We start from the raw sequence: 20,109 nt of genomic DNA, 5'->3' as shown, positions 1-20,109 counted from the left end.
CAAATAAAGGCGGGTGGTTCCGGTGCTTCCGAAACAGCAAAGCATGGTCCTAAGTCCATATATTGAACTATACAATCTGTTGATTCCCAAAGACCATCTGTTACGAAAGAATGGACGAATTGGTGGACTTTAGCTTTATTTATGAGGAACTGAACGAAACCTATTGTCACGACAAGACGAGTTCGAGTTTAACAAAGATGCGGGAATGTACGTATGCAAAGCTGGACATCTGGCGATCCGCAGAGCGCGTGAAGTCAAAAAAGTATAAAAAGCCATGAGCATTTGAAGAAGTTACGTTTCAAGAAAGCGAAAGCTTTAAAGCCAAGGCCAAAGAACGATACAAAATTGAGGCGAAGAATAGTGAACTGAAGCACAGACACGGGTACGATGTAGCGTCCTCCTCGGGTCTGATAGGTATGGAAATCCAGGGGGCTATGGCGATATTCACTGTCAATTTAAAACGAATATTGAAACTGATGGAGTAAGCAAGGGCCACATGAGGCGGAGAGCAAGAGAAAAGACGACGGTTCATTCTGTGAATTCAGAATAAACCGTCGTCTTTTTGATTCGTGTTCTTGTTTTTTTCACGAAAGGCTGGTTTTTCGGTGGCCTCGAATTGATCAGGAGTCATCTTTTATTATTCACACTGGTATTATGGACTTTCTCGGTAAATCTACTCTGATTCTCGAAGTCGTTCCACAATACTTTGTTTGTCGTTCATAGAATAGACCGCTACTGGAATAAGTATCCCAAGCAATAACAGTAAAGGTAATAAGACTAGAAGTGGCCAGATTATAAAGTGATAGCTCAAAAACCACATCATACTGCTTAGGGGTTTCACAATTGAAATAGAAAATATGATCCCTAATAAAATGGAGAATAGGGCGGTGCCGAGAACATAATATAGCCCTTCATAGATCAGCATACCCCGCAATTGCTTTTTGGTCATGCCGATACTTTGCAGCATGGCAAACTCCTGACGCCGTGTCAATATACTCGTCAGAATTGCGTTTACAAAGTTGAGGATACCAATTAGGCCGATAATCAGACTAAGCGTGCCGCCGATCATCATGATGGTGTTTTGCATACCGGAAAACTCATTCATTGAAGTAAATTTGGATGTGTAGTTCATTACTGGCTCTGTAGTTTCGGTGTAACTTTTTAAAAAAACCTCCATGGCCTCTTCCTGATCAGGGGATACATTAAAGGCATAGCTCATCACAGCAGGTTGCTCCGCAAGCGGCTTGTAAATATTCGCTGGAAGATAAAAATTATACTTATCTGAAAGGCGATCAGAATTGGTCATATATTTAATTGCAACATGACCAAGCACTGTGAATGCATGCGTAGTATACTCTTTATCCAGCGGAGCTTCTGCTGCTCCCATATAACTGTGAAGCGTGACCTTTTCACCCACCTTATAAAGAGCTTCTTCCATATGGGGGATGTTATGGTCATCTAAATCTACCCCTTCCAATATATACTTACCGGAAGCCAGCTTCTCAAAATCAAGCTCACCGTCTAGCAATTGCAAACGGTGCAATGGTAAATCTTCCAGCCCATATACTGTCGCCATGAAGTTGCCGCGAGAGTCAGTCACATCGTCCTCATGGGTGTCTTTTCCATTCTCGACAGTAAGCACTAATTTGCCGCCGTACAAGCGACCGCCCTCTTCAAAGCCGGGCTGTGTCTGTACAGCCTGAATAAAACTCTCGGAGGTCTCATTTTCAGGGCCTTTAAAAAAGGGGCTATGGAAATATTCAGCATGAGCAATGAGAAAGTCGGTGTCATTGAAATTGGATACAAACTTATCCATATCAATGCTCTTAGACAGGGTGAAGGCCGTGTTAAGAAGTACAAGGCTCAACGAAAGACTGATGACTACCAACACGGTACGCTTTGTATTGCGCCCCAAGTTGGAGCGAGCCATGTGGATCATTTTTGCGCCTTTGGTGGATTTTTTCAGCTTACGGCTGCCCTTGGTATTTCCGTCTGTGTATCTTACTGCCTCAACCGGCGAAACAGCTGCCGCAATCCTGCCTGGCTTGAAAGTGCTGATCATTACGGTAATGAGCGCGAACAAAGCCGATCCTATAAAAATCCATGGGTTGGGAGATACCGATATCTCGGTGCCAGCAAAGGTAGTGTTGTTCATAAGAAGTGGTATAAGTGCTTTACCGACAAAAAAACCTGCTATTAATCCAAACGGGATTCCTATCACTGAAAGAACTAACGCCTGTCTGCGAATGATCCGGCGGATCTGCTTGCCGCTTGTGCCGATCGTCTTTAAAAGACCATAAAAACGAATATCTCGCATCACCGATATTTGAAAAATGTTATAGATGATCAAATAGCCGGTAAATACGATCAGTATCAGGGCAGAAGTAAGTGCCATGATTGTTCCCGCATCCATACTAAAATTGGTCGAGATGTATGACCAATTTACATTATTCGCGATATAGTTCGGTGCATCTTCGTCAAGCGAATACCCGCTTTCGGTAATCACTTTACTGAGCTTTCCCCGCAAATCAAGGCTATTGTCGAACATCATATATGCACTAATGGTTCCTGTATAGAAATGATCTTTTTTATAGGTGCTTTGTAATTCCTTTGCATGAGCATCGACATAGGATCTGGAGGCGAATATTTGTCCTGTGTTAAACACAGGATCGCTTTTCCACCAGCCGGAGAGGATAAAATCACGCTGTACTTCTTTACCTCGTATGTCAAGCTTTAGTCTCAAAGGTGCTCCAACCTCCAGTGGAACACCCAATAGCTGCAACGTCTTGGAGTCTGCGATTACTTCATTTTCCGCCGCAGGCTTGTGCCCCTCTTTAAGCTCAATAAAACCAAGCTTCATCCCTACATCGTCGTAATACCAGAACTCCGTATGGCGTTTTAGAAAATTATCGTTCATAACTCGATCGCTTAATATACGGTTATAAGCTATTTCCTTGATCAACGGATGATCCTTGACATGATTAAATTCGTCATCCGTTATATATTTAAGTACGGCATGTCCATCTCCACCGACCTGGCGCATGGTCGCCCGTTGTAAGTTTTCCCCAGCGCCAATCCCCATAGTGAACAGTGTTGTAAATAGCAATGAGGTTAGTGCTATGGCAACAATAGCAAAGAGGTTACGGGCTTTGTTTACTTTGAAACTTTTATCTGCCAGCTTGCGGATTACTTTTTTGTTCTTTACCTTGATCATTTGGCATCACCGCCGACAATTTTACCGTCCTCAATACGGATGATCCGGTCTGCCATTTGCGCAATTTCCTCGTTGTGGGTAATCATCACTATCGTTTGGCGGAACTGCTGGCTGGATACTTTGATCAATCCCATCACATCCAGACTCGTTTTACTGTCCAGATTTCCGGTGGGTTCATCTGCCAAGATAATGGCGGGCTTGGCTGCCAGTGCTCTGGCAATAGCTACACGTTGCTGTTGTCCACCGGAAAGATTGTTTGGCAGGTTATTCATTTTGTGGTCAAGGCCCAAGGTATGTACAATTTTATCTATGTGGGTTTTGTCTGGCTCTTTACCGTCCAGTTCAATAGGAAGCACAATATTTTCGTAGACATTCAAGACAGGTACCAGGTTGTAATTTTGAAAAACGAACCCAATCTTTCGTCTGCGAAAAATAGTCAATTCTTCGTCCTTCAATGTAAAAATATCTTTGCCGTCAATCGTAACGTCTCCACTTGTTGGACGATCAAGTCCACCCAGCATATGCAGAAGGGTAGATTTGCCGCTCCCGGATGTACCGACAATAGCGACAAATTCTCCGCTTTCTACCTCCAGATTTACGCCGTCTAAGGCATGAACAGCAGTATCTCCATTACCGTAATGCTTCTTTAATGCCTGAGTTTTCAATAGAGCCATATACGTTCTCCTCCACAAAAAAATGTCTGGATCGTAGTCATCTACAGTATAGACATTAGCACACTAATCTTTCTACAATCTTTCTGAAATCTAACGGTATTGAAAGAATTAAGTATCCATAGGAAGAAAAATAGAGAAGGTAGAACCACGGCCGTAGTGTGACCGTACCTTGATGTAACCACCCTCCGCAGCGATGATTTCTCTAGCTAAAAACAGTCCAATCCCGACGCCCTCCTGCGAGTTAACAGTAGGGGAGCGATAGAAGCGGGTAAAGATCTTCCCTTGTTCTTCTTCTGCAATGCCTATGCCGCTATCGGTAATATCAATTCGGCAAAACAAATCGTATGCCATTACTTTTATATTCATGCTTCCGCCTGTCTCTGTATATTTTATGGCGTTATCCATAATGTTATAGACAGCTTCACTCGTCCACTTTAGGTCAAAATAAGCATGGATAACTGTGTCCTCCATAACAACTGAAATCCCTTTGGCATCTGCTTTTGGCATCATTTGCTCCAGCGCAGCACCAAGGAGCTTTTGAACAGATTCCCGCCTTGGCGATACCGTGATAATCCCCGTTTCAAGCCGCGAAGTTTTCACTAATGCATGGATCAGGAAGTTAAGCTTTTCGGCCTGTGCAGATAGAGCTTTCACACAAGTGGAGGTATCCTGTGATAGTTCGTATTCGCTAAGTAGTTGGGAATAAAGCAGGATGTTGGCCAACGGTGTTTTCGTTTGGTGTGAAATATCGGAAATCAGCTCATTTATTTTATTCTTTTCGGCAAGCAGATTTTTGGAGGACACGGAACAAATGGAAAGAAATTTCGCAAATTTAGCTTCTATTGCAGAGAGAACGGATTCATCAAAGACATCCTCTGAGAAGCTGCCATTTATCGCGGCATCCAGCATGTTCTCAATGGTTTTCATTGTTTTATGGATGCTCCTGCGATAAAGCATAATAGCACCCACAGCGGTGCATACAGCAACAACGGCAATTCCAATACATATATAGAGGAGTGTTGTCATTTCAACGCCCATGTGTAGCCCAGCCCGTAAACCGTTTTAATATATTGTGGGGAAGAAGGATGATCCTCGAGCTTGTCACGTAGCCTTTTTATCGTAACTGACAAGGCATTTTCACCTACATATTCAGCCCCGTCAGTCCAGATGCTGTCTATCAAATGATCACGCGAAACAGTATTTCCTCGATTGTTGATTAGGATGCGCAACAATTTTTGCTCCGTTTTACTTAGTTCAATAGGTGTACCATTCTTAATAAATTCCATTCTCTCGAATGAAAAAGAAAAATTGTCTAGCTGAATGGAGTCTGCAAGCGAGTATCTGGATTTCTTTAGCTGAACGCCAACTCTTGCTCTCAGTACCATAAGACTGAAAGGCTTGGTTATATAATCGTCAGCACCCAGCTCAAAACCAGTGACGACATCTGTTTCCATATCATTCGCAGTCAGAACAATGACTGGTAAAGCTTTTGTTTTACGTATATGGGTTAAAAGGTCGAGTCCACTTCCATCCGGTAAATTTACATCAAGAATCACTAGGCCAAAGGCGGTAACGTTCAATTGTTCTTTTGCAGTAGCTATGTCATACGTTTGCGTAAATACGTTGTTAGGTTCTTTAAGGGCAAGAACAATACCGTTACTCAAGGCAATATCATCCTCGACGATTAATATGCGATTCATCATTCTCCTCCTATTTTTTTGATTCATCAAGTTAATGAATCCCGAATTCCAAGAATTGCTTACAGTAAAAATGAGAAAAGGGTAATCCTAAATCTTCCATCTATATTTTACAGGATATTGCTCTTATTTGCTCATTCGCTCTTCAGACTATTCAGGTTTTGCTAACACCTTTTTTGACATGGTTTATTCATTGCAAAAAATTTGACAGATACAATATCACTGATATAATTTATCCTAGTTAATTTTGATAATGATTATCATTATTGGAGGGGAGGACAGGGCCGAAGCTTGGTACAGGTTGTTGGAGAACAGGCTCCCTTGGTTAGAACATGAAATTGCGTTATTTAATACTGGCTTTTCTGGTACTGGCCTTCGCCTCGGTTTTTATCGGTGTTCATGATGTAACTCCACTTGATGTGTTCCACTTAACCAACGATCAGGCGCAGGTACTCCTGATTAGCAGATTCCCACGATTGATCAGTATCATTATCGCAGGGGCGAGTATGAGTATCTGTGGGCTCATTATGCAGCAGCTTACCCGGAACCGATTTGTATCTCCCACCACTGCAGGGACGATGGATGCGGCACGATTGGGTGTGCTGATGGCTATTATGGTGTTTGGAGCAGCAGGATTTTGGACGAAGATGCTGACGGCTTTCGGATTTGCTCTAGGGGGAACACTGATTTTCATGAAAATACTGGATAAAATCCGTTTCAAGGACCCGGTATTTATCCCGCTTGTCGGTTTGATGTTTGGAGGCATTTTAAATTCGGTAACGACCTTTTTTGCTTACAAATACAATCTGATCCAGGGCATTTCTTCGTGGATGCAGGGAGACTTTTCTCTAATCATGAGTGGTCGCTACGAGATGCTATATCTTAGTATTCCTTTGGTTGCGTTGGCGTACATATATGCGAATCGTTTTACAATTGCAGGCATGGGTGAGGATTTTGCGGCCAACTTGGGTGTACATTACAAGCGCACCGTCAATGTCGGTTTGGTGATCGTGGCTTTGGTTTCTTCTGTTGTCATCTTAACGGTTGGAACGATTCCCTTTTTGGGGCTGGTTGTACCCAATCTGGTCAGCATGTATATGGGGGATAATCTGAAAAAAAGCCTGGCCCATACAGCGATCTTGGGCGCCGTCTTTGTGCTGTTTTGCGATATTTTGGGACGGGTGATCATTTATCCGTATGAAATTTCTGTAGGGCTTACGGTTGGTGTGATCGGGAGCGCGTTGTTTTTGTATTTGCTGCTGAGGAGAAGGGCTTATGAATCCTAAATTAAAAATCGGAATATTAGCCGCTGCCGCGCTTGTGTTGATTGCTGCTTTCGTGTTTATAGATCTTCCACATACCTGGCATTACGCGCTGCCACGACGATTGAAAAAGATCGCAGCCTTCATTCTGACAGGTGGCTCCATTGCTTTTGCAACAGTTATTTTCCAGACGGTTACGAATAATAAGATTTTGACTCCCGGTATTATTGGACTGGATTCACTGTATATGCTGATTCAGACGACGATTATTTTTGCATTTGGTTCCGTCCCTTTCATTTCGACCAGCAAAGAATTGAACTTTTTGCTGTCGGTAGGGCTGATGGTGCTGTTCGCAGGACTGCTATACAAATTAATTTTCCGCAAAGATGGACGCGGTATTTATGTACTTTTGCTGATCGGTCTGGTGTTCGGCACACTATTCAACAGTCTGTCTACCTTTATGGAGGTACTGATTGACCCGAACGAATTTGCGAAAATCCAAGACAAGAGCTTTGCCAGCTTCAGTAATGTAAACACCGAACTACTGTGGCTTTCTGTATTCATTCTTGTGCTCGTATTTGCTTATGCGTGGAGATTCATCAAGTATCTGGACGTGCTGTCGCTCGGACGAGAGCATGCGATTAATTTAGGGCTCCCTTATAGTTTTATTATCAAAAGGCTGCTAATTATCGTAGCGATTCTTATCTCCATATCTACGGCACTTGTCGGGCCGATTACGTTTCTAGGGTTAATTGTGGCCAATGTGGCTTATCAGGTGATGAAAACCTATCAGCATCGTTATATTATTCCGGCCTCTATTTGTGTCAGTGTCATTGCGTTGGCAGGATGCCAACTGCTGGCAGAAAGAGTATTCGACTTATCGACAACGGTCAGTGTCATTATTAACTTTATCGGGGGGGTGTACTTCCTGTATCTTTTGCTGCGGGAGAATAAGTCATGGTAGAAGTCAGAAACGTATCCAAACGCTACGGGAATAAAAATGTGGTGGATCAGGTATCCGTCACTGTACCTAAAGGTACCATTACCTCCTTTATTGGACCTAACGGCGCTGGAAAAAGCACCTTGTTGTCGATGATCAGTCGCCTGACTAACAGTGATGAGGGAGAAATCTTCATCGACGGGCAGGCCGTGAGCCTGACAAAAAGTGAGGAGCTAGCCCGGAAGATATCTATTTTAAAACAGACCAACGATGTCAATATTCGCTTAACCGTGAAGGAGCTGGTTAGCTTCGGCCGTTTTCCGTATTCCAAGGGCAGATTGAACAGCGAGGATCGCAAAATGGTGGAGCAGTCTATGGCCTACATGGGACTGGAGGACATGAAAGATAAGCATATTGATTTGCTCAGTGGGGGACAGCGGCAGCGGGCTTTTATTGCCATGATTTTGGCTCAGGACACAGAATACATCCTGCTGGATGAGCCGCTGAACAATCTGGATATGAAGCATTCGGTTCAGATTATGAAGACGTTGCGCGGTTTGGTGGATGATCTCGGCAAAACGATTCTGGTCGTGTTGCATGACATTAATTTCGCCTCCTGCTATTCAGATTATATTGTAGGGATGAAGGATGGCAGGTTGCTAAAACAAGGAACGGCTGACGAGATGATTGATAGTCAGGTATTAAAGGATTTGTACGATATGGATATTCCAATTCAACAGATCGGTGACCATAAAATTTGCGTTTATTTCACTTAGGGGGAATGTTAAATGAAGAAAAATATGATGTTTTTAACGCTAATGCTTGCAATGGTACTGATTGTGTCGGCCTGTGGCAAAGCAGCTCCGGCAACACCGGAAGCGACTGGAAACGGCTCCTCTGCTGCAACAACGGAATCCAAAACCATCTCGGTCAAACACGCACTGGATGAAAACCCTGTCCAAGTCAAAGTTAATCCCAAAAATGTCGTTGTCTTTGATTTTGGTTCATTGGATACGTTGGATAAGCTGGGAGTTGACGTTGCGGCAGTAGCGCAGCAGGATCTTCCTACGTATTTGAGCAAATATAAAGATTCCAAATATGCAAGCGCGGGCACGCTGTTTGAACCGGATTACGAGAAAATCAGTGATCTGTCTCCTGAACTCATCATCATCGGCGGCAGACAAGCTGATGCATATAAAGAGTTGAGTAAAATTGCACCGACCATTTCGATGGCTGTAGACACCAAGGATTATATCAATTCCTTTAAGAAAAACGTTGAAACATTGGGTCAAATCTTCGACAAAGAGGATGTTGCCAAGCAGGAACTGGCTGCGATTGATAGCTCCATCAAGGCCGTACATGACAAGGCTGTAGCGAGCAAAGCTAAAGGACTGATCGTGCTGACGAATGAAGGAAGCCTGAGCGCATATGGCTCACAATCCCGTTTCGGTATCATTCATGATGCTTTTGGCGTAACCCCTGTAGATCCTGGTATTAAAGTATCCACGCATGGACAAAAGGTTTCTTTTGAATATGTACAGCAAAAAAATCCGGATTATATTTTTGTTGTTGACCGTGGGGCTGTGGTGGTCGAGGAAGGCAAGGAACAGGTTACAGGTAAACAAACCATTGAGAATGAACTGGTGAAGAAAACCAATGCATTTAAAAACGGTCATATTGTATACCTTGATCCTAACTACTGGTACCTGTCAGGTAATGGTCTGGAATCCGTATCTGAAATGATCAAGGAAATGGATGCTGCACTGTAATGAATACATTCACATCATGGGGGACTGTGTAGGATGAAAGGTCATGTAGATGAAATTCCATTAGATGGGTACCTTGTGCACGTCTATACACCTCCCGTCTCCGTGAGTCATAATGAGCTGTATCCTGTGCTGTATGTGCAGGATGGCAGCTCTTTATTTCTAAGCGGGTTGGATGAGCTGGAAAGAGGTTTTTCTACGGGAGAGTTGCCCCGTGTCGTGCTGGTAGGTATTCAGCCCGTAAATCGGCTGGATGATTATACGCCTTGGAAGGCAGCTGCTTTAGTAGAAGGAAGACCTGCTTTTGGCGGTGGCGGAGATGCCTATCTGGTGTTTGTGGTTACAAAAGTAATGCCGTACGTCGAGGCAAGATATCCAGTGCGCACTGGATCGGAGCATACGGGGATCATTGGCGCCTCATTGGGCGGATTAATTTCCATGTATGCCGTATTCAAGTATAAGGATGTATTCGGACGCGTCGGTTCCATCTCAGGTTCGTATTGGTATCCGGGTATGATTGATTATATGCAATCTGCATCTTGTGCAACTGTGAGGGATGGGACACATCGCTTGTATATATCTGTCGGGACCCGTGAAGGTGAAGGGAAGACGAATGTACAAAAAGATATGGTTCCGCTGACTCTTCAGGCACACGAGGTGCTGCGGACACAGGGACTGGATGCAAAAGATGTGCTCCTTGAGTTGGATCAGGATGCGGTGCATCGTGTGGATTGTTTTCAGCGTCAATTTCCTAAGGCCGTCCGATGGCTGTTCGGATAGCATGAATGGAATACGAATTTCATACAACAACCTCAAAGGATTGGAGAGCGTGGAGTCTCTATGCCTTTGGGATTGTTTTTTTTGTATATTTTTTTTCGTATAATAGAATCAATTTCATAATACCTTCAGTAGCTTTAATAAAGAGTACATATAGATCAAAATGGTTTAATTTGTCTATATGAGGTATACATTTCGTTAGTTTAATCATTTATGAAATTGATTCAATAGAGGAATATTAAAAATTTAAAGTTATACGTTGTTGGAAGTGAGGGGAGCATAAATGAAAAAAAACCGCCTGGGATCATCGGATTTGCTGGTAGGTGAGATTGGCTTGGGATGTATGTCGGTCGGTACGGATGAGCAGCAAGGTGTTTACTTGATTCATGAAGCGCTAGACAGGGGCGTAAACCTGTTGGATACGGCCGATTTGTACCAGCATGGGCGCAATGAAGAAATTGTGGGGGCAGCAATCCGTGGACGACGGCAGGAGGTCATCCTGGCGACCAAGGTTGGCAATCGGCGTCTACCGGGGCAGGAGGGCTGGGGATGGGACCCATCCAAGAAATATATTCTGTCTGCTGTTAAAGAGAGCCTACGCCGCCTTGGAACGGACTACATCGACCTGTATCAGTTGCACGGAGGGACGATTGACGATCCGATGGACGAAACCATTGAGGCTTTTGAGCAATTGCAGCGGGAGGGAGTCATCCGTTATTATGGTATTTCCTCAATTCGCCCTCATGTCATCCGTGAATATGTCAAACGCTCGAATATCGTTAGTGTTATGAATCAGTATAGTTTGCTGGATCGGCGTGCAGAGGAAGAGGTACTGTCTTTGCTTCAGGAACGGGGAATTAGCGTGATTGCACGTGGGCCAGTGGCCAGTGGTGTATTGGCTGACCAAGGGGAAGGGAAGATAGCCAAGGGATATCTGGACTACAATGAAGCAGAGCTGCTGGACGTGCGTAAGCAATTAAAGGCATTTGCAGGTGCGGACCGGAGTATGGGTCAGACAGCGATCCGTTATAGCCTGTCTCATCCGACTGTCGCTGCTGTTATTCCGGGTGCAAGCTCTTTGGGACAATTGGAGCATAATATTTCTGCTGCGGATATTGCACCGCTAACCAGGCAAGAGCGGCAGACGCTACAGCAAATCAGCCGAGCCAATCGGTATGATGCGCAATACCGCTAATCCGAGCAAGTATAGGACAAGTGTCAAACATGTACCCGTCCCAGTTGCAATTTATAAAAGAATCATTACAATATAGGAATAAGCCTCGGTTTATAATTCATATGTGAATATGGAGACGTTATAAATACACTCTAGGAGGGACCAACGAATGGAACGCATCGAATCTCAGCAGCAATATCAGGATTTAATTAATGGTGACGGTCTGACTGTCGTGAAATTTGATACAACCTGGTGTCCGGATTGCAAGACACTGGATAAATTTATGGACGGCATTATTGAGGAAAACGCAGATAAGCGTTTCTTTGCGCTTGATGCGGAGAAATTCCAGCCGATTGCAGAAGAAAATCAAGTGCGCGGCATTCCGAGTCTGCTCGTGTTCCGTAATGGCGAAAAAATTGCTCATTTGCACAGCAAATACGCTAAAACGCCAGCTCAAATCTCGGAATATTTGACTACGCTGGAATCCAAACAATAATCAGAACGCATGATAGGGATAGTTCCAGACTATCTTTCCTTTCAGCAAAATAGTAAAAGGGATATCCAAGGCTGATCATTCAGATCCTATGGATATCCCTTTTACTATTTATTGGTACCAAACGATGGCTTATAAAATAATGAAAAAGAACACAGCCGCCAGCACGAAGCGGTAAATGGCGAACGTAGTCAGGCTCAAGCGTTTGAGCAGACCGAGGAATGTTTTGATCGCCAGCATCCCGACGATAAAGGCAGTAATAAAGCCGGCCGCGAACACTGGGAAATCACTCATAGACAGATGATCCATACTTTTGATCATATCAATACCCGATGCACCCAGCATGACCGGAACAGATACGAGGAATGTAAATTCCGCGGCTGCCGTATGGCTTACACGTGCGAATAGGCCCCCAGACATGGTTGAGCCTGAACGGGAGAATCCTGGCCATAGGGCTAGGACTTGGAACAAACCGATCGTAAAAGCTTGTTTGTACGTGATCTCATCCAGCGTATGTGATCTAATAGGCGGATGAAATTTTTCAGCCGCGATCATGAGCAGGCCCCCGATCACCAAACTGTATAAAACCGTTTCAGGACCAAACAGGTATTGCTTAATTACATCACGGAACAGTACGCCAATTAGCCCCGCTGGGATCATGGCTAAAATAATATGTAACAGGTTTAGACGTGGCTGACTCGAGATTTTGCGTCTGAAATCAAACAGGCTCAGGAATCTGCGCCAGTATAATACGACGACTGCCAGCACAGCACCTAATTGTACGATAACCTCAAACGTTTTGACCGTATCATTCTCTGTGTTTAATCCTAGAAGATTAGCCGTAAGGATCATGTGACCCGTCGAAGAGACCGGCAAAAACTCTGTCAGTCCTTCAATAATTCCCATAATAATAGAAGATAAAATATCCACTTTACTAGCTCCTCCTTACACGCGTGCAGGGCAAACGACCTAAGCCGTTTGCCCTGGGAATATGTCATTTCAGTAGGAGTGAACACAAGTGTCAAGTGCAAAGATAAACGCTCAGGTCACACGGTTCACTCCCGGGAAGAAGTGTCCGATTCTGCTTCCAATTCAGATGCGGGGGATGTGTGGTGTAAAATAATCTCCACCCGACGAATACGATTTTTACCCATTTCACGAATGATAAATTTCACATTCTCTTCTATGAATTCCTTGCCCTGTCTAGGTTCCGGAACCCGGCTATACACCCACCCTCCGACAGTATCCACGTCTTCATCGTCCAATGTCAAGCCCGTCAGATCACTCAGATCGGAAAGCATCACTTTACCATCCATCAAATAACTGTTCTCCGTCAGTTTCTCGATTTCCTTCCGTTCATCCTTATCAAATTCGTCCCGAATTTCGCCAACAATCTCCTCCAAAATGTCCTCAATGGTAATGAGGCCGGAGGTTCCACCGTATTCATCGACCAGGAGAGCGATATGAACCTGCTCCTTCTGCATACGTTTCAGCAGTGTGTTGACGGGGATAACTTCCGGAACGGTCAAGATCGGTTGAATCAGACTGTCGAAAACAAGCTCTGGATTGCGATCATACTCAAGGAATAGCTGTTTGGTATTAATCATACCAATGATCTGATCCTTGCTGTCTGTCGCCACCGGAAAACGGGTATACTGCTCTTCGTGAATAGTCAGCATGTTTTCTTGTAGCGAGCGATTCGTAAACAAGCATACCATATCTGTACGTGGTACCATAATTTCTTTGGCAACGGTCTCGTCAAAAGCAAAGATACGATTTACGTAGCCATATTCGGTGTTATTGATCTTACCACTTTCCACGCTTTCGGACAAAATGATCTGAATTTCTTCCTGAGAGTGCGCTTCTTCATGCTCACTAGCCGGTTGAAGACCAAACAGACGAACCAGACGATTGGCCGAGCCGTTAAGGAGCCAAATAAACGGATACATAATCCGATTAAACCACACGATGACTGGGGAGGTTAACAGACTGACAGCTTCCGCTTTGCGGATCGCCAATGTTTTGGGAGCCAGTTCGCCGATCACCACGTGCAGGTAAGTTACAATGACGAATGAAATAATAAAGGCCAGGATATGTGAAAAATCCCCATTGATGTTGAGCTGTTGAAAGAGAGGCTCCAGCAATTTGACTACGGTCGGTTCACCGAGCCAGCCGAGTCCCAACGCTGTAATCGTAATACCAAGCTGACAGGCGGACAGGTAGCCGTCCAGATTATTGACGACTTTTTGTAGCGCCAGTGCGTTTTTACGGTTCTCCACGACCAGCTGATCGACCCGGCTGGAACGGATTTTAATAATCGCAAACTCGGTAGCCACGAAAAAAGCACTAAATAAAATCAACACCGCAAACAAAAATAGACTGACACCTATACCCATATAATTTTCACTCATCCCTTTTTCGTTCAATTTTTTAAGGAACTCCATTTTAAGTTCACTTGAACTTATTTTAAGAACTTAAAAGGAAATATACAAGGTTCATATGGAATCATAGCAGGTCACCTACCTCCAATTTACACGGAAAATAAGGCATAATAGAACCCGCACGGCTCATTGCTTCACTTTACAAGCCTAGTTTGAGGGCGTATGATGAGTTCAAATGAACTTGAAATGTAATAAAGGGAGGAAAGCAGATGGAGTCTTTTACCCTTACTCGTCGTGATATGGCCCATTTGCTGCTGGCCATGGAAGGTCGCCGCGAATTGCAGCCTTTGGCCGTTCTACAGGACGCCTGGAGGCGCACTCATAGCCATCTCGCCCGTTCCGGGAGCACGATGCCGACATTTTTATACACCGACGTGACACCTGTGCTAGATAAAATCATCAAGGGTAAGCACAGCGCAGCCTTTTCGCTGCAGGAGATCGTTTCCCTGGGTCAACTGGTCGAATACAGTCATGTCTCACTGGCATCTATGCAAAATTGGGTCAAACGCGACTTCAAGGAATTTCTCGGCGCTCCGAAGATCGGCAAAAAATACTCGGTCAACCAGGCAGCTATATTGCTCATTGTGGAAGATTTAAAATCATGTCTTGATTTTGAATCCATTCGTCAGCTATTTCATATCCTGTTCCAACAACCCGAAGATGATACGGACGATCTGATTCAGCCGGTCGATTTGTACGCCGCCTATTCAACTTTGTTTGAGGAGCTGGATGCGAACGGAGACCAACTGCTCGATGTTGCTGGAGCAGGCTATGCAAAGGACAACGGAAATTCCGTTACAGGACAGCAGCGCCAGGAAGCTGCGACAGAGGAGCTGCTGGTTCAGGCGGCCGATCAATACATCAGCCGTTTACAGCATTTGACCCCTAACCAGTGTGAAGCAGTGCGTAATACTTTGCTGGTGGCAGCGGTAGCGGTGCAAAATAGTTATTTTTTGTCCATGGCACGTCGGTATGTGAATGCGACGTTGTTTCTGGACTTCCAGGGGTAAATCAGGATTGGCACTAGAAGCCAATCCTATTTTTTTGCTCTTTTTAGAGGATTGTCTACCCTTTTGGAGACTGAAAAAGTATACAAAAGAGGTATATACACTAAAACGCTGTCAAAGATACAATAAACATATATAATCCAGCAATTGGAAAAACTTAGAATATCTCTTCCAAAGCATCTGGATACACACACAGGAGGTAATGGCATGTCCGATGTCTCCATCATCATTTGTACCCGCAACCGGATCGAAGACCTGACACGCTGTATACAATCTATTGCAGTACAGCAGCAATTGGAGCATACGGCTGTAGAACTGCTGATTGTTGATGACGGCGATATTTCCGACCAACAGATCGAGCAGTACCGTCACATGGTATCCGGATTGCCTCAAAGCGTTTTGAAATATTATAAAAAAAGTCGTCCCGGCGTTTGGTTATCCCGCTATGAGGCCTTGTCCCTTGTGCGGTATGATATTGTGCTGTATTTTGACGATGATGCAGAACTGGACGATAAACTCTATATCCGGCGCTTGCTCGATACCTATGATCAGGATGAAACGATTGTGGGTGTTGGAGGGATTGCAAAGGGATTACATTCGAGCCGGGCAGGAAAGCTGCTGGGCGTTTTGACATTTCAGATGTCTTCATCCCTCGGCAAGCTCTCGCCTAGTAGTCTGGCAGGTTCTTTGCTGCGTTGGGGCGAAGCGACTGAGGTTTTCGATACAGAATTTTTCCATGGTTGCAATATGTCATTTCGGAGGGATGCGCTTCGGGACATGAAGCCGTATCCGTGGATGACCAGTTATGCCGTGGCTGACGATTTGTACATGTGCCAGTTGGCGAGCCGTTACGGCAAATTGGTTATCAATCCTGACTTAACCATCATTCATCATGAATCTCCAAGCTCGCGCGATAAGGCGGGCAAAGTAGCCAAGGCTACAGCAATTAACCACTATTATTTTCTTGCCTTGAAAAAGGCTGGAGTGATTCAGTATGGAGCCCTTTTATGGACCTTATCCTACTTGATGCTCAAAGAAACGCTGCGTCGCAATTTTAATGCCGCAGATGGATACAAGCAGGGGGTGTTGTTCATTCTGAACCCGCGCAAGCAAAAATATAACGAATATTTAGGCCCGGCGGTTCAGTAAACTGTTTTTTTAACACACTGACAGGATAAAGGGGGAGTATGATGTTAAGCTTGTCCATTGCTCTGTGCACCCGAAATCGGGTTGATGATCTGACCCGATGCATTAATTCAATTGCCATTGGGGGAGCACCGGAGGCATGTGAAACCGAGCTATGGATTATTGACGACGGAGAACTGCCGAAGCATGTGCTGGAACGTTATGAGCGTCAGTTGGGCAGAGCGGGAATTACCTACCGATATCATCGCAAGGAGCAGCCGGGATTATGGTTATCTCGTGTAAAGACAGCTGAACTTGCGCAGGGTGACATCATTTTGTTCCTTGACGATGACGTTGAGCTGCCGAGCAACTATTTGAATGAGTTGATGCGTACCTATGAGGCTTATCCGCAGGCCGCTGGTGTTGGCGGTATTGCACAGGGAATGAGTAACAGCTTCATGGGAACGATTCGATGCTTGCTGTCATTCCAGCAGTCTTTGTCCAAAGGGAGGTTGTCCCTCAGCGGTCAGTCCGGCTCGATGTATAACTGGCATAAGGCCAAGAAGACGTTTAGAACCCAGTTTTTCCATGGCTGCAATATGTCATTTCGCCGTGAGGCGATTCGTAGTCTGGAGCCGGTACCTTGGTTGCAAAGCTATAGCGTAGGCGAGGATTTATTACTTTCACGCATCGCAATGAAAAGTGGTCCGTTATACATTAACCCGGCGCTTACGCTGCTTCATCACGAATCGCCGTCCTCGCGCGACAATATGGAGCAGGTTACTTATATGCGGGTGATGAATCATATTCATTTGCTGCGTGACGAGGGATCTGGGCCGATTGGTTATGCAGCACTATACTGGACGACGTTGTATCAGATTTTGAGAGAAAAGCCCAAGAAAAATCATACTGCCATTCAAGGCTATAGAAGAGCGTTGAAAGCGATCTTTTCAAGTCCAAAGGAGCCTGTTGGCGGGGGACAGTTGCCTGAACGCAATTCCAAAAAAACGGTAGGCTGATGGAGGTGCGTCAAAAGACGCAATGTGAGCATAGAGACGAGAGGCTTAATAAGGAACAGGAGTTGGACGTAACATGAGCACATGGACAGCAGCAAGGAAAGTATTCACGGGTGACAGTCTCGCCAAAACGATCATGCGCACGAGCTTTAACAATTTTTTTGTGCTAATCGTCACGACCCTGACTTCCATCCTGACCGCACGTATGCTCGGAGTAGAGGGGAAAGGAGAACTGGCGGCAGTTCTGTTCTGGCCTACGTTGATCGGCAGTGTGTTGAGCTTCGGATTACCAACGTCGTTAATTTATAACATCAAGAAGAAAACAGGCACGACGGAAGAACTGCTGGCGTTGTCGCTCTGGATTCAGTTGCCTGCCAGCTTGTTGGCGGGAGCGGTGGCCTGGATATGCATGCCGCTGTGGCTGAATGGTTATGGTGCGGATATCATCCAGCTGTCCCAGCTTTATTGTGCGGCAGCCATACCGCTGGCAGTGCTTACAGCGCTGACGACAGCATTGTCGCAAGGGCTGGATCGATTTAGCGTATATAACGGTCTGTTGTTTTACTACCCGTTACTGAATTTCATCGGTCTGGTGACACTGTGGCTGATGGGCCTGCTCAATGTGCAGCTGGCAGGAGCAGTGAATTTTGCCGCGAGTTTCCTTGCGCTAGTATGGGCGTTCCTCCGTTTGCGCAAGTATATGAATGTGCGTGCTTTCCGCCCATTTACCAGCCGCCAAGTGCTTCGTCCTTATTATAGCTATGGAGCGAGGGTTTACGGGATGGAGCTGATGGGGACGCTGTCCACACAAACGGACAAAATCGTTATTGTGGCGCTGCTATCACCCAAAGCGTTCGGTCTGTACTCTGTCGTCTACGCCTTGTCTCGTGTGTTCAATGTGGTGCAAAATGCCGTCACTAACGTTACTTTTCCTAAGGTGACGGGGATGGAGCACAGCAAGATTGTCGAAACAGTAGGTCGTGCTTTTCGCATCTCTATGGCTGCGATGCTAATCGTCATTGTGCCTGCTCTCTTCATTGGACGATACATGCTGGGTTTGCTGTACGGCCCCGCTTTTCTGGAAGCATCGCTAACGTTCTACCTGCTGTCACTGGAATGTATCATTGGTGGCGGCTCATGGATTCTGGCTTCGGCCTTTAACGCGCTGGGACGTCCGGGACTGGTATTGTTCCGGCAAATTGTAGCCTATGCGATCACCGTCGGTCTATTTTTTATTTGTACACCGATCTTTGGTCTGGACGGCATTGCTATTGCTTTGCTTGTAGGCGCTTGTGTACGGTTGGCATTCTCACTGTTCTCGTTCCCCATGTTTTTCAATGTTCCGCTATCACGGATCATTTTTGATAAAAGTGATATTACATTTGTCATTCAGACTATACAAAAGAAGCGCAGGAAGGGAGAACTGAAAGATGCCGAATTTGCATCCCATGGCTAAACTGAAAAATAAGCTGAGCGTCATTCTCGACGTAGTCCCCCATGGTTCGAATATCATTTATGTCGATTATCCCGTCTATAATAACGGTGGGGATGTACTCATCATGAAAGGCACCGAAGCGTTCTTCAAGGATAATGGCATCCGTGTCCGTGCCCGTTATAGCGCTATGGATATTCCCGATCGGCTTCAAATTCCGGGTGACTGGATTATCGTGTGCCACGGCGGCGGCAACTTCGGCGATCTCTATTCAAATCACCAAAATTTGCGAGAACGCATCGTTCGCGATTTCCCTAACCACCGAATTGTAATTATGCCGCAGACGATCCACTTTCAATCTGAACAGAAGGCTAATGAAGTCGCTGCCTTGTTCAATGCTCATCCGGATCTACATATGTTTGTGCGGGATACACGCTCTTATCAGTGGGCTAAGGACAAGCTGAACCAGTGCAGTATCACACTATGCCCTGATATGGCGCACCAGCTCTGGCCATTGAAGCCGACTACGGAAACAGTGAAGGATGTATTGTATTTCCTGCGGACTGATATTGAAACGGTGGGTGGACAAAAGAAGTTCGATGACGAGGCAGATGCCGCTCACCGGCTGGACTGGGATACTTTGTTCACTCCGCTGGAAGTGAAGGGAATTGTCTATTTCCAGAAGTTTTATCGACTGGATAAGAAAATCGGTGGACCGTTGCCTACACGTACGTTCTGGTACAAGTACACAGACCATCTCATGAACAAAGCGGTTACGCTGTTCAGCTCTTACCGCGAGGTTCGCACTTCACGGCTGCACGGTCACATTCTGGCCTGTCTGCTTGATATGCCGCACGTTGTCATTGACAATTCCTACGGCAAGAACTCGCAATATTATAATACCTGGACACAGCCGAATCCAAAGGCGCAGCTGTTTAGTGAAGCTCCAAGTGCGTTGGAGCAGCCATCTTAATAGTAAGAAAAGATACGTATGATTAATTTCAAAGGTATGATAACGGCAAAAAATCTCCTGACCATTTCATTGGTATAGGAGATTTTTGCTTGTGTTAAATTAATAAGGATAGTTAAGA

Annotated in this window: 18 protein-coding genes and 1 pseudogene; 13 read left to right on the top strand and 6 right to left on the bottom strand. The window is 45.2% G+C overall.

The genetic code is table 11. The features are described 5' to 3' along the window. Positions 1 to 169: 169 nt before the first annotated feature. Positions 170 to 485 (top strand): annotated as a pseudogene (locus NSQ58_RS00650) (transposase); the annotation flags it as partial. A gap of 188 nt (positions 486 to 673) precedes the next feature. Here NSQ58_RS00650 and NSQ58_RS00645 read toward each other — a convergent pair. The 4 genes from NSQ58_RS00645 to NSQ58_RS00630 all read right to left on the bottom strand — a co-directional run bounded on the left by NSQ58_RS00645 (position 674) and on the right by NSQ58_RS00630 (position 5,588). Beyond that, positions 674 to 3,214 (bottom strand): ABC transporter permease, encoded by a 2,541-nt coding sequence (locus NSQ58_RS00645; protein WP_075154768.1) that lies wholly within the window; start codon positions 3,212 to 3,214, stop codon positions 674 to 676. Continuing rightward, complete coding sequence (locus NSQ58_RS00640) at positions 3,211 to 3,888, bottom strand: ABC transporter ATP-binding protein (RefSeq protein WP_075154767.1); 678 nt, start codon at positions 3,886 to 3,888, stop codon at positions 3,211 to 3,213. Before NSQ58_RS00640 ends, NSQ58_RS00645 begins: the two co-directional genes overlap by 4 nt. 108 nt (positions 3,889 to 3,996) lie before the next feature. Further along, entirely contained in the window at positions 3,997 to 4,914 is a 918-nt protein-coding gene (locus NSQ58_RS00635; protein ID WP_075155086.1) for a sensor histidine kinase, read from the bottom strand. After that, positions 4,911 to 5,588, bottom strand: a complete 678-nt coding sequence (locus tag NSQ58_RS00630) for a response regulator transcription factor (protein ID WP_341056723.1) — start codon at positions 5,586 to 5,588, stop codon at positions 4,911 to 4,913. Before NSQ58_RS00630 ends, NSQ58_RS00635 begins: the two co-directional genes overlap by 4 nt. A 329-nt stretch (positions 5,589 to 5,917) precedes the next feature. Here NSQ58_RS00630 and NSQ58_RS00625 point away from each other — a divergent pair, with 329 nt between their 5' ends. The 7 genes from NSQ58_RS00625 to NSQ58_RS00595 all read left to right on the top strand — a co-directional run bounded on the left by NSQ58_RS00625 (position 5,918) and on the right by NSQ58_RS00595 (position 12,000). After that, positions 5,918 to 6,871 (top strand): ABC transporter permease, encoded by a 954-nt coding sequence (locus NSQ58_RS00625; protein WP_023990357.1) that lies wholly within the window; start codon positions 5,918 to 5,920, stop codon positions 6,869 to 6,871. Continuing rightward, complete coding sequence (locus NSQ58_RS00620) at positions 6,861 to 7,811, top strand: iron chelate uptake ABC transporter family permease subunit (RefSeq protein WP_028541803.1); 951 nt, start codon at positions 6,861 to 6,863, stop codon at positions 7,809 to 7,811. Before NSQ58_RS00625 ends, NSQ58_RS00620 begins: the two co-directional genes overlap by 11 nt. Next, positions 7,805 to 8,563 carry an iron ABC transporter ATP-binding protein gene (locus tag NSQ58_RS00615; RefSeq protein ID WP_053326121.1) on the top strand — a complete coding sequence of 253 codons (759 nt, stop codon included), beginning with the start codon at positions 7,805 to 7,807 and terminating at the stop codon, positions 8,561 to 8,563. Before NSQ58_RS00620 ends, NSQ58_RS00615 begins: the two co-directional genes overlap by 7 nt. 12 nt (positions 8,564 to 8,575) lie before the next feature. Next, positions 8,576 to 9,556 (top strand): siderophore ABC transporter substrate-binding protein, encoded by a 981-nt coding sequence (locus tag NSQ58_RS00610; protein WP_023990354.1) that lies wholly within the window; start codon positions 8,576 to 8,578, stop codon positions 9,554 to 9,556. 33 nt (positions 9,557 to 9,589) lie between these two features. After that, positions 9,590 to 10,333 carry an alpha/beta hydrolase gene (locus NSQ58_RS00605; RefSeq protein ID WP_341056720.1) on the top strand — a complete coding sequence of 248 codons (744 nt, stop codon included), beginning with the start codon at positions 9,590 to 9,592 and terminating at the stop codon, positions 10,331 to 10,333. A 280-nt stretch (positions 10,334 to 10,613) separates the two neighbouring features. After that, the gene (locus NSQ58_RS00600; RefSeq protein WP_341056719.1) at positions 10,614 to 11,525 is read left to right on the top strand and encodes an aldo/keto reductase; all 912 of its coding nucleotides are present in this window, start codon (positions 10,614 to 10,616) and stop codon (positions 11,523 to 11,525) included. A gap of 148 nt (positions 11,526 to 11,673) precedes the next feature. Continuing rightward, positions 11,674 to 12,000, top strand: a complete 327-nt coding sequence (locus NSQ58_RS00595) for a thioredoxin family protein (RefSeq protein WP_013312008.1) — start codon at positions 11,674 to 11,676, stop codon at positions 11,998 to 12,000. A gap of 129 nt (positions 12,001 to 12,129) precedes the next feature. Here the strand turns inward: NSQ58_RS00595 and bacA are convergent, their stop codons facing one another. Beyond that, positions 12,130 to 12,927, bottom strand: coding sequence for an undecaprenyl-diphosphate phosphatase (gene bacA, locus NSQ58_RS00590; protein ID WP_075154762.1), 798 nt, complete (start codon positions 12,925 to 12,927; stop codon positions 12,130 to 12,132). 125 nt (positions 12,928 to 13,052) lie between these two features. Further along, on the bottom strand, positions 13,053 to 14,423 hold the full coding sequence (locus NSQ58_RS00585) for a hemolysin family protein (RefSeq protein WP_028541809.1): 1,371 nt from the start codon (positions 14,421 to 14,423) through the stop codon (positions 13,053 to 13,055). 224 nt (positions 14,424 to 14,647) lie between these two features. Here NSQ58_RS00585 and NSQ58_RS00580 point away from each other — a divergent pair, with 224 nt between their 5' ends. The 5 genes from NSQ58_RS00580 to NSQ58_RS00560 all read left to right on the top strand — a co-directional run bounded on the left by NSQ58_RS00580 (position 14,648) and on the right by NSQ58_RS00560 (position 19,991). After that, positions 14,648 to 15,448, top strand: a complete 801-nt coding sequence (locus tag NSQ58_RS00580; protein ID WP_028541810.1) for a DUF1836 domain-containing protein — start codon at positions 14,648 to 14,650, stop codon at positions 15,446 to 15,448. 204 nt (positions 15,449 to 15,652) lie between these two features. Next, a complete protein-coding gene (locus NSQ58_RS00575; RefSeq protein ID WP_023990348.1) occupies positions 15,653 to 16,594 on the top strand; it encodes a glycosyltransferase family 2 protein in 942 nt (313 codons plus the stop codon). A gap of 41 nt (positions 16,595 to 16,635) precedes the next feature. After that, positions 16,636 to 17,589: a glycosyltransferase family 2 protein gene (locus NSQ58_RS00570; RefSeq protein WP_053326118.1), complete on the top strand. Its 954-nt coding sequence runs from the start codon at positions 16,636 to 16,638 to the stop codon at positions 17,587 to 17,589. 73 nt (positions 17,590 to 17,662) lie between these two features. Further along, entirely contained in the window at positions 17,663 to 19,042 is a 1,380-nt protein-coding gene (locus NSQ58_RS00565) for a lipopolysaccharide biosynthesis protein (protein ID WP_023990346.1), read from the top strand. Further along, positions 19,017 to 19,991, top strand: coding sequence for a polysaccharide pyruvyl transferase family protein (locus tag NSQ58_RS00560; RefSeq protein ID WP_341056717.1), 975 nt, complete (start codon positions 19,017 to 19,019; stop codon positions 19,989 to 19,991). The genes NSQ58_RS00565 and NSQ58_RS00560 overlap by 26 nt, the downstream gene beginning before the upstream one ends. Positions 19,992 to 20,109 lie beyond the last annotated feature (118 nt).

The organism is Paenibacillus sp. FSL M7-0134 (assembly GCF_038007865.1).
In the GTDB taxonomy this organism is placed as follows: Bacteria; Bacillota; Bacilli; order Paenibacillales; family Paenibacillaceae; genus Paenibacillus; species Paenibacillus polymyxa_B.
This window is presented reverse-complemented; position numbering and strand designations above follow the sequence as displayed.

Excerpts from the sequence above, each read along its gene's own strand:
- NSQ58_RS00580 (WP_028541810.1), top strand. The coding sequence starts at position 14,648 with ATGGAGTCTTTTACCCTTACTCGTCGTGATATGGCCCATTTGCTGCTG.
- NSQ58_RS00560 (WP_341056717.1), top strand. The coding sequence starts at position 19,017 with ATGCCGAATTTGCATCCCATGGCTAAACTGAAAAATAAGCTGAGCGTC.
- NSQ58_RS00630 (WP_341056723.1), bottom strand. The coding sequence starts at position 5,588 with ATGAATCGCATATTAATCGTCGAGGATGATATTGCCTTGAGTAACGGT.
- NSQ58_RS00615 (WP_053326121.1), top strand. The coding sequence starts at position 7,805 with ATGGTAGAAGTCAGAAACGTATCCAAACGCTACGGGAATAAAAATGTG.
- NSQ58_RS00640 (WP_075154767.1), bottom strand. The coding sequence starts at position 3,888 with ATGGCTCTATTGAAAACTCAGGCATTAAAGAAGCATTACGGTAATGGA.
- NSQ58_RS00565 (WP_023990346.1), top strand. The coding sequence starts at position 17,663 with ATGAGCACATGGACAGCAGCAAGGAAAGTATTCACGGGTGACAGTCTC.
- NSQ58_RS00575 (WP_023990348.1), top strand. The coding sequence starts at position 15,653 with ATGTCCGATGTCTCCATCATCATTTGTACCCGCAACCGGATCGAAGAC.
- NSQ58_RS00635 (WP_075155086.1), bottom strand. The coding sequence starts at position 4,914 with ATGACAACACTCCTCTATATATGTATTGGAATTGCCGTTGTTGCTGTA.
- NSQ58_RS00610 (WP_023990354.1), top strand. The coding sequence starts at position 8,576 with ATGAAGAAAAATATGATGTTTTTAACGCTAATGCTTGCAATGGTACTG.
- NSQ58_RS00605 (WP_341056720.1), top strand. The coding sequence starts at position 9,590 with ATGAAAGGTCATGTAGATGAAATTCCATTAGATGGGTACCTTGTGCAC.
- NSQ58_RS00620 (WP_028541803.1), top strand. The coding sequence starts at position 6,861 with ATGAATCCTAAATTAAAAATCGGAATATTAGCCGCTGCCGCGCTTGTG.
- NSQ58_RS00625 (WP_023990357.1), top strand. The coding sequence starts at position 5,918 with ATGAAATTGCGTTATTTAATACTGGCTTTTCTGGTACTGGCCTTCGCC.
- NSQ58_RS00645 (WP_075154768.1), bottom strand. The coding sequence starts at position 3,214 with ATGATCAAGGTAAAGAACAAAAAAGTAATCCGCAAGCTGGCAGATAAA.
- NSQ58_RS00570 (WP_053326118.1), top strand. The coding sequence starts at position 16,636 with ATGTTAAGCTTGTCCATTGCTCTGTGCACCCGAAATCGGGTTGATGAT.
- NSQ58_RS00595 (WP_013312008.1), top strand. The coding sequence starts at position 11,674 with ATGGAACGCATCGAATCTCAGCAGCAATATCAGGATTTAATTAATGGT.
- NSQ58_RS00600 (WP_341056719.1), top strand. The coding sequence starts at position 10,614 with ATGAAAAAAAACCGCCTGGGATCATCGGATTTGCTGGTAGGTGAGATT.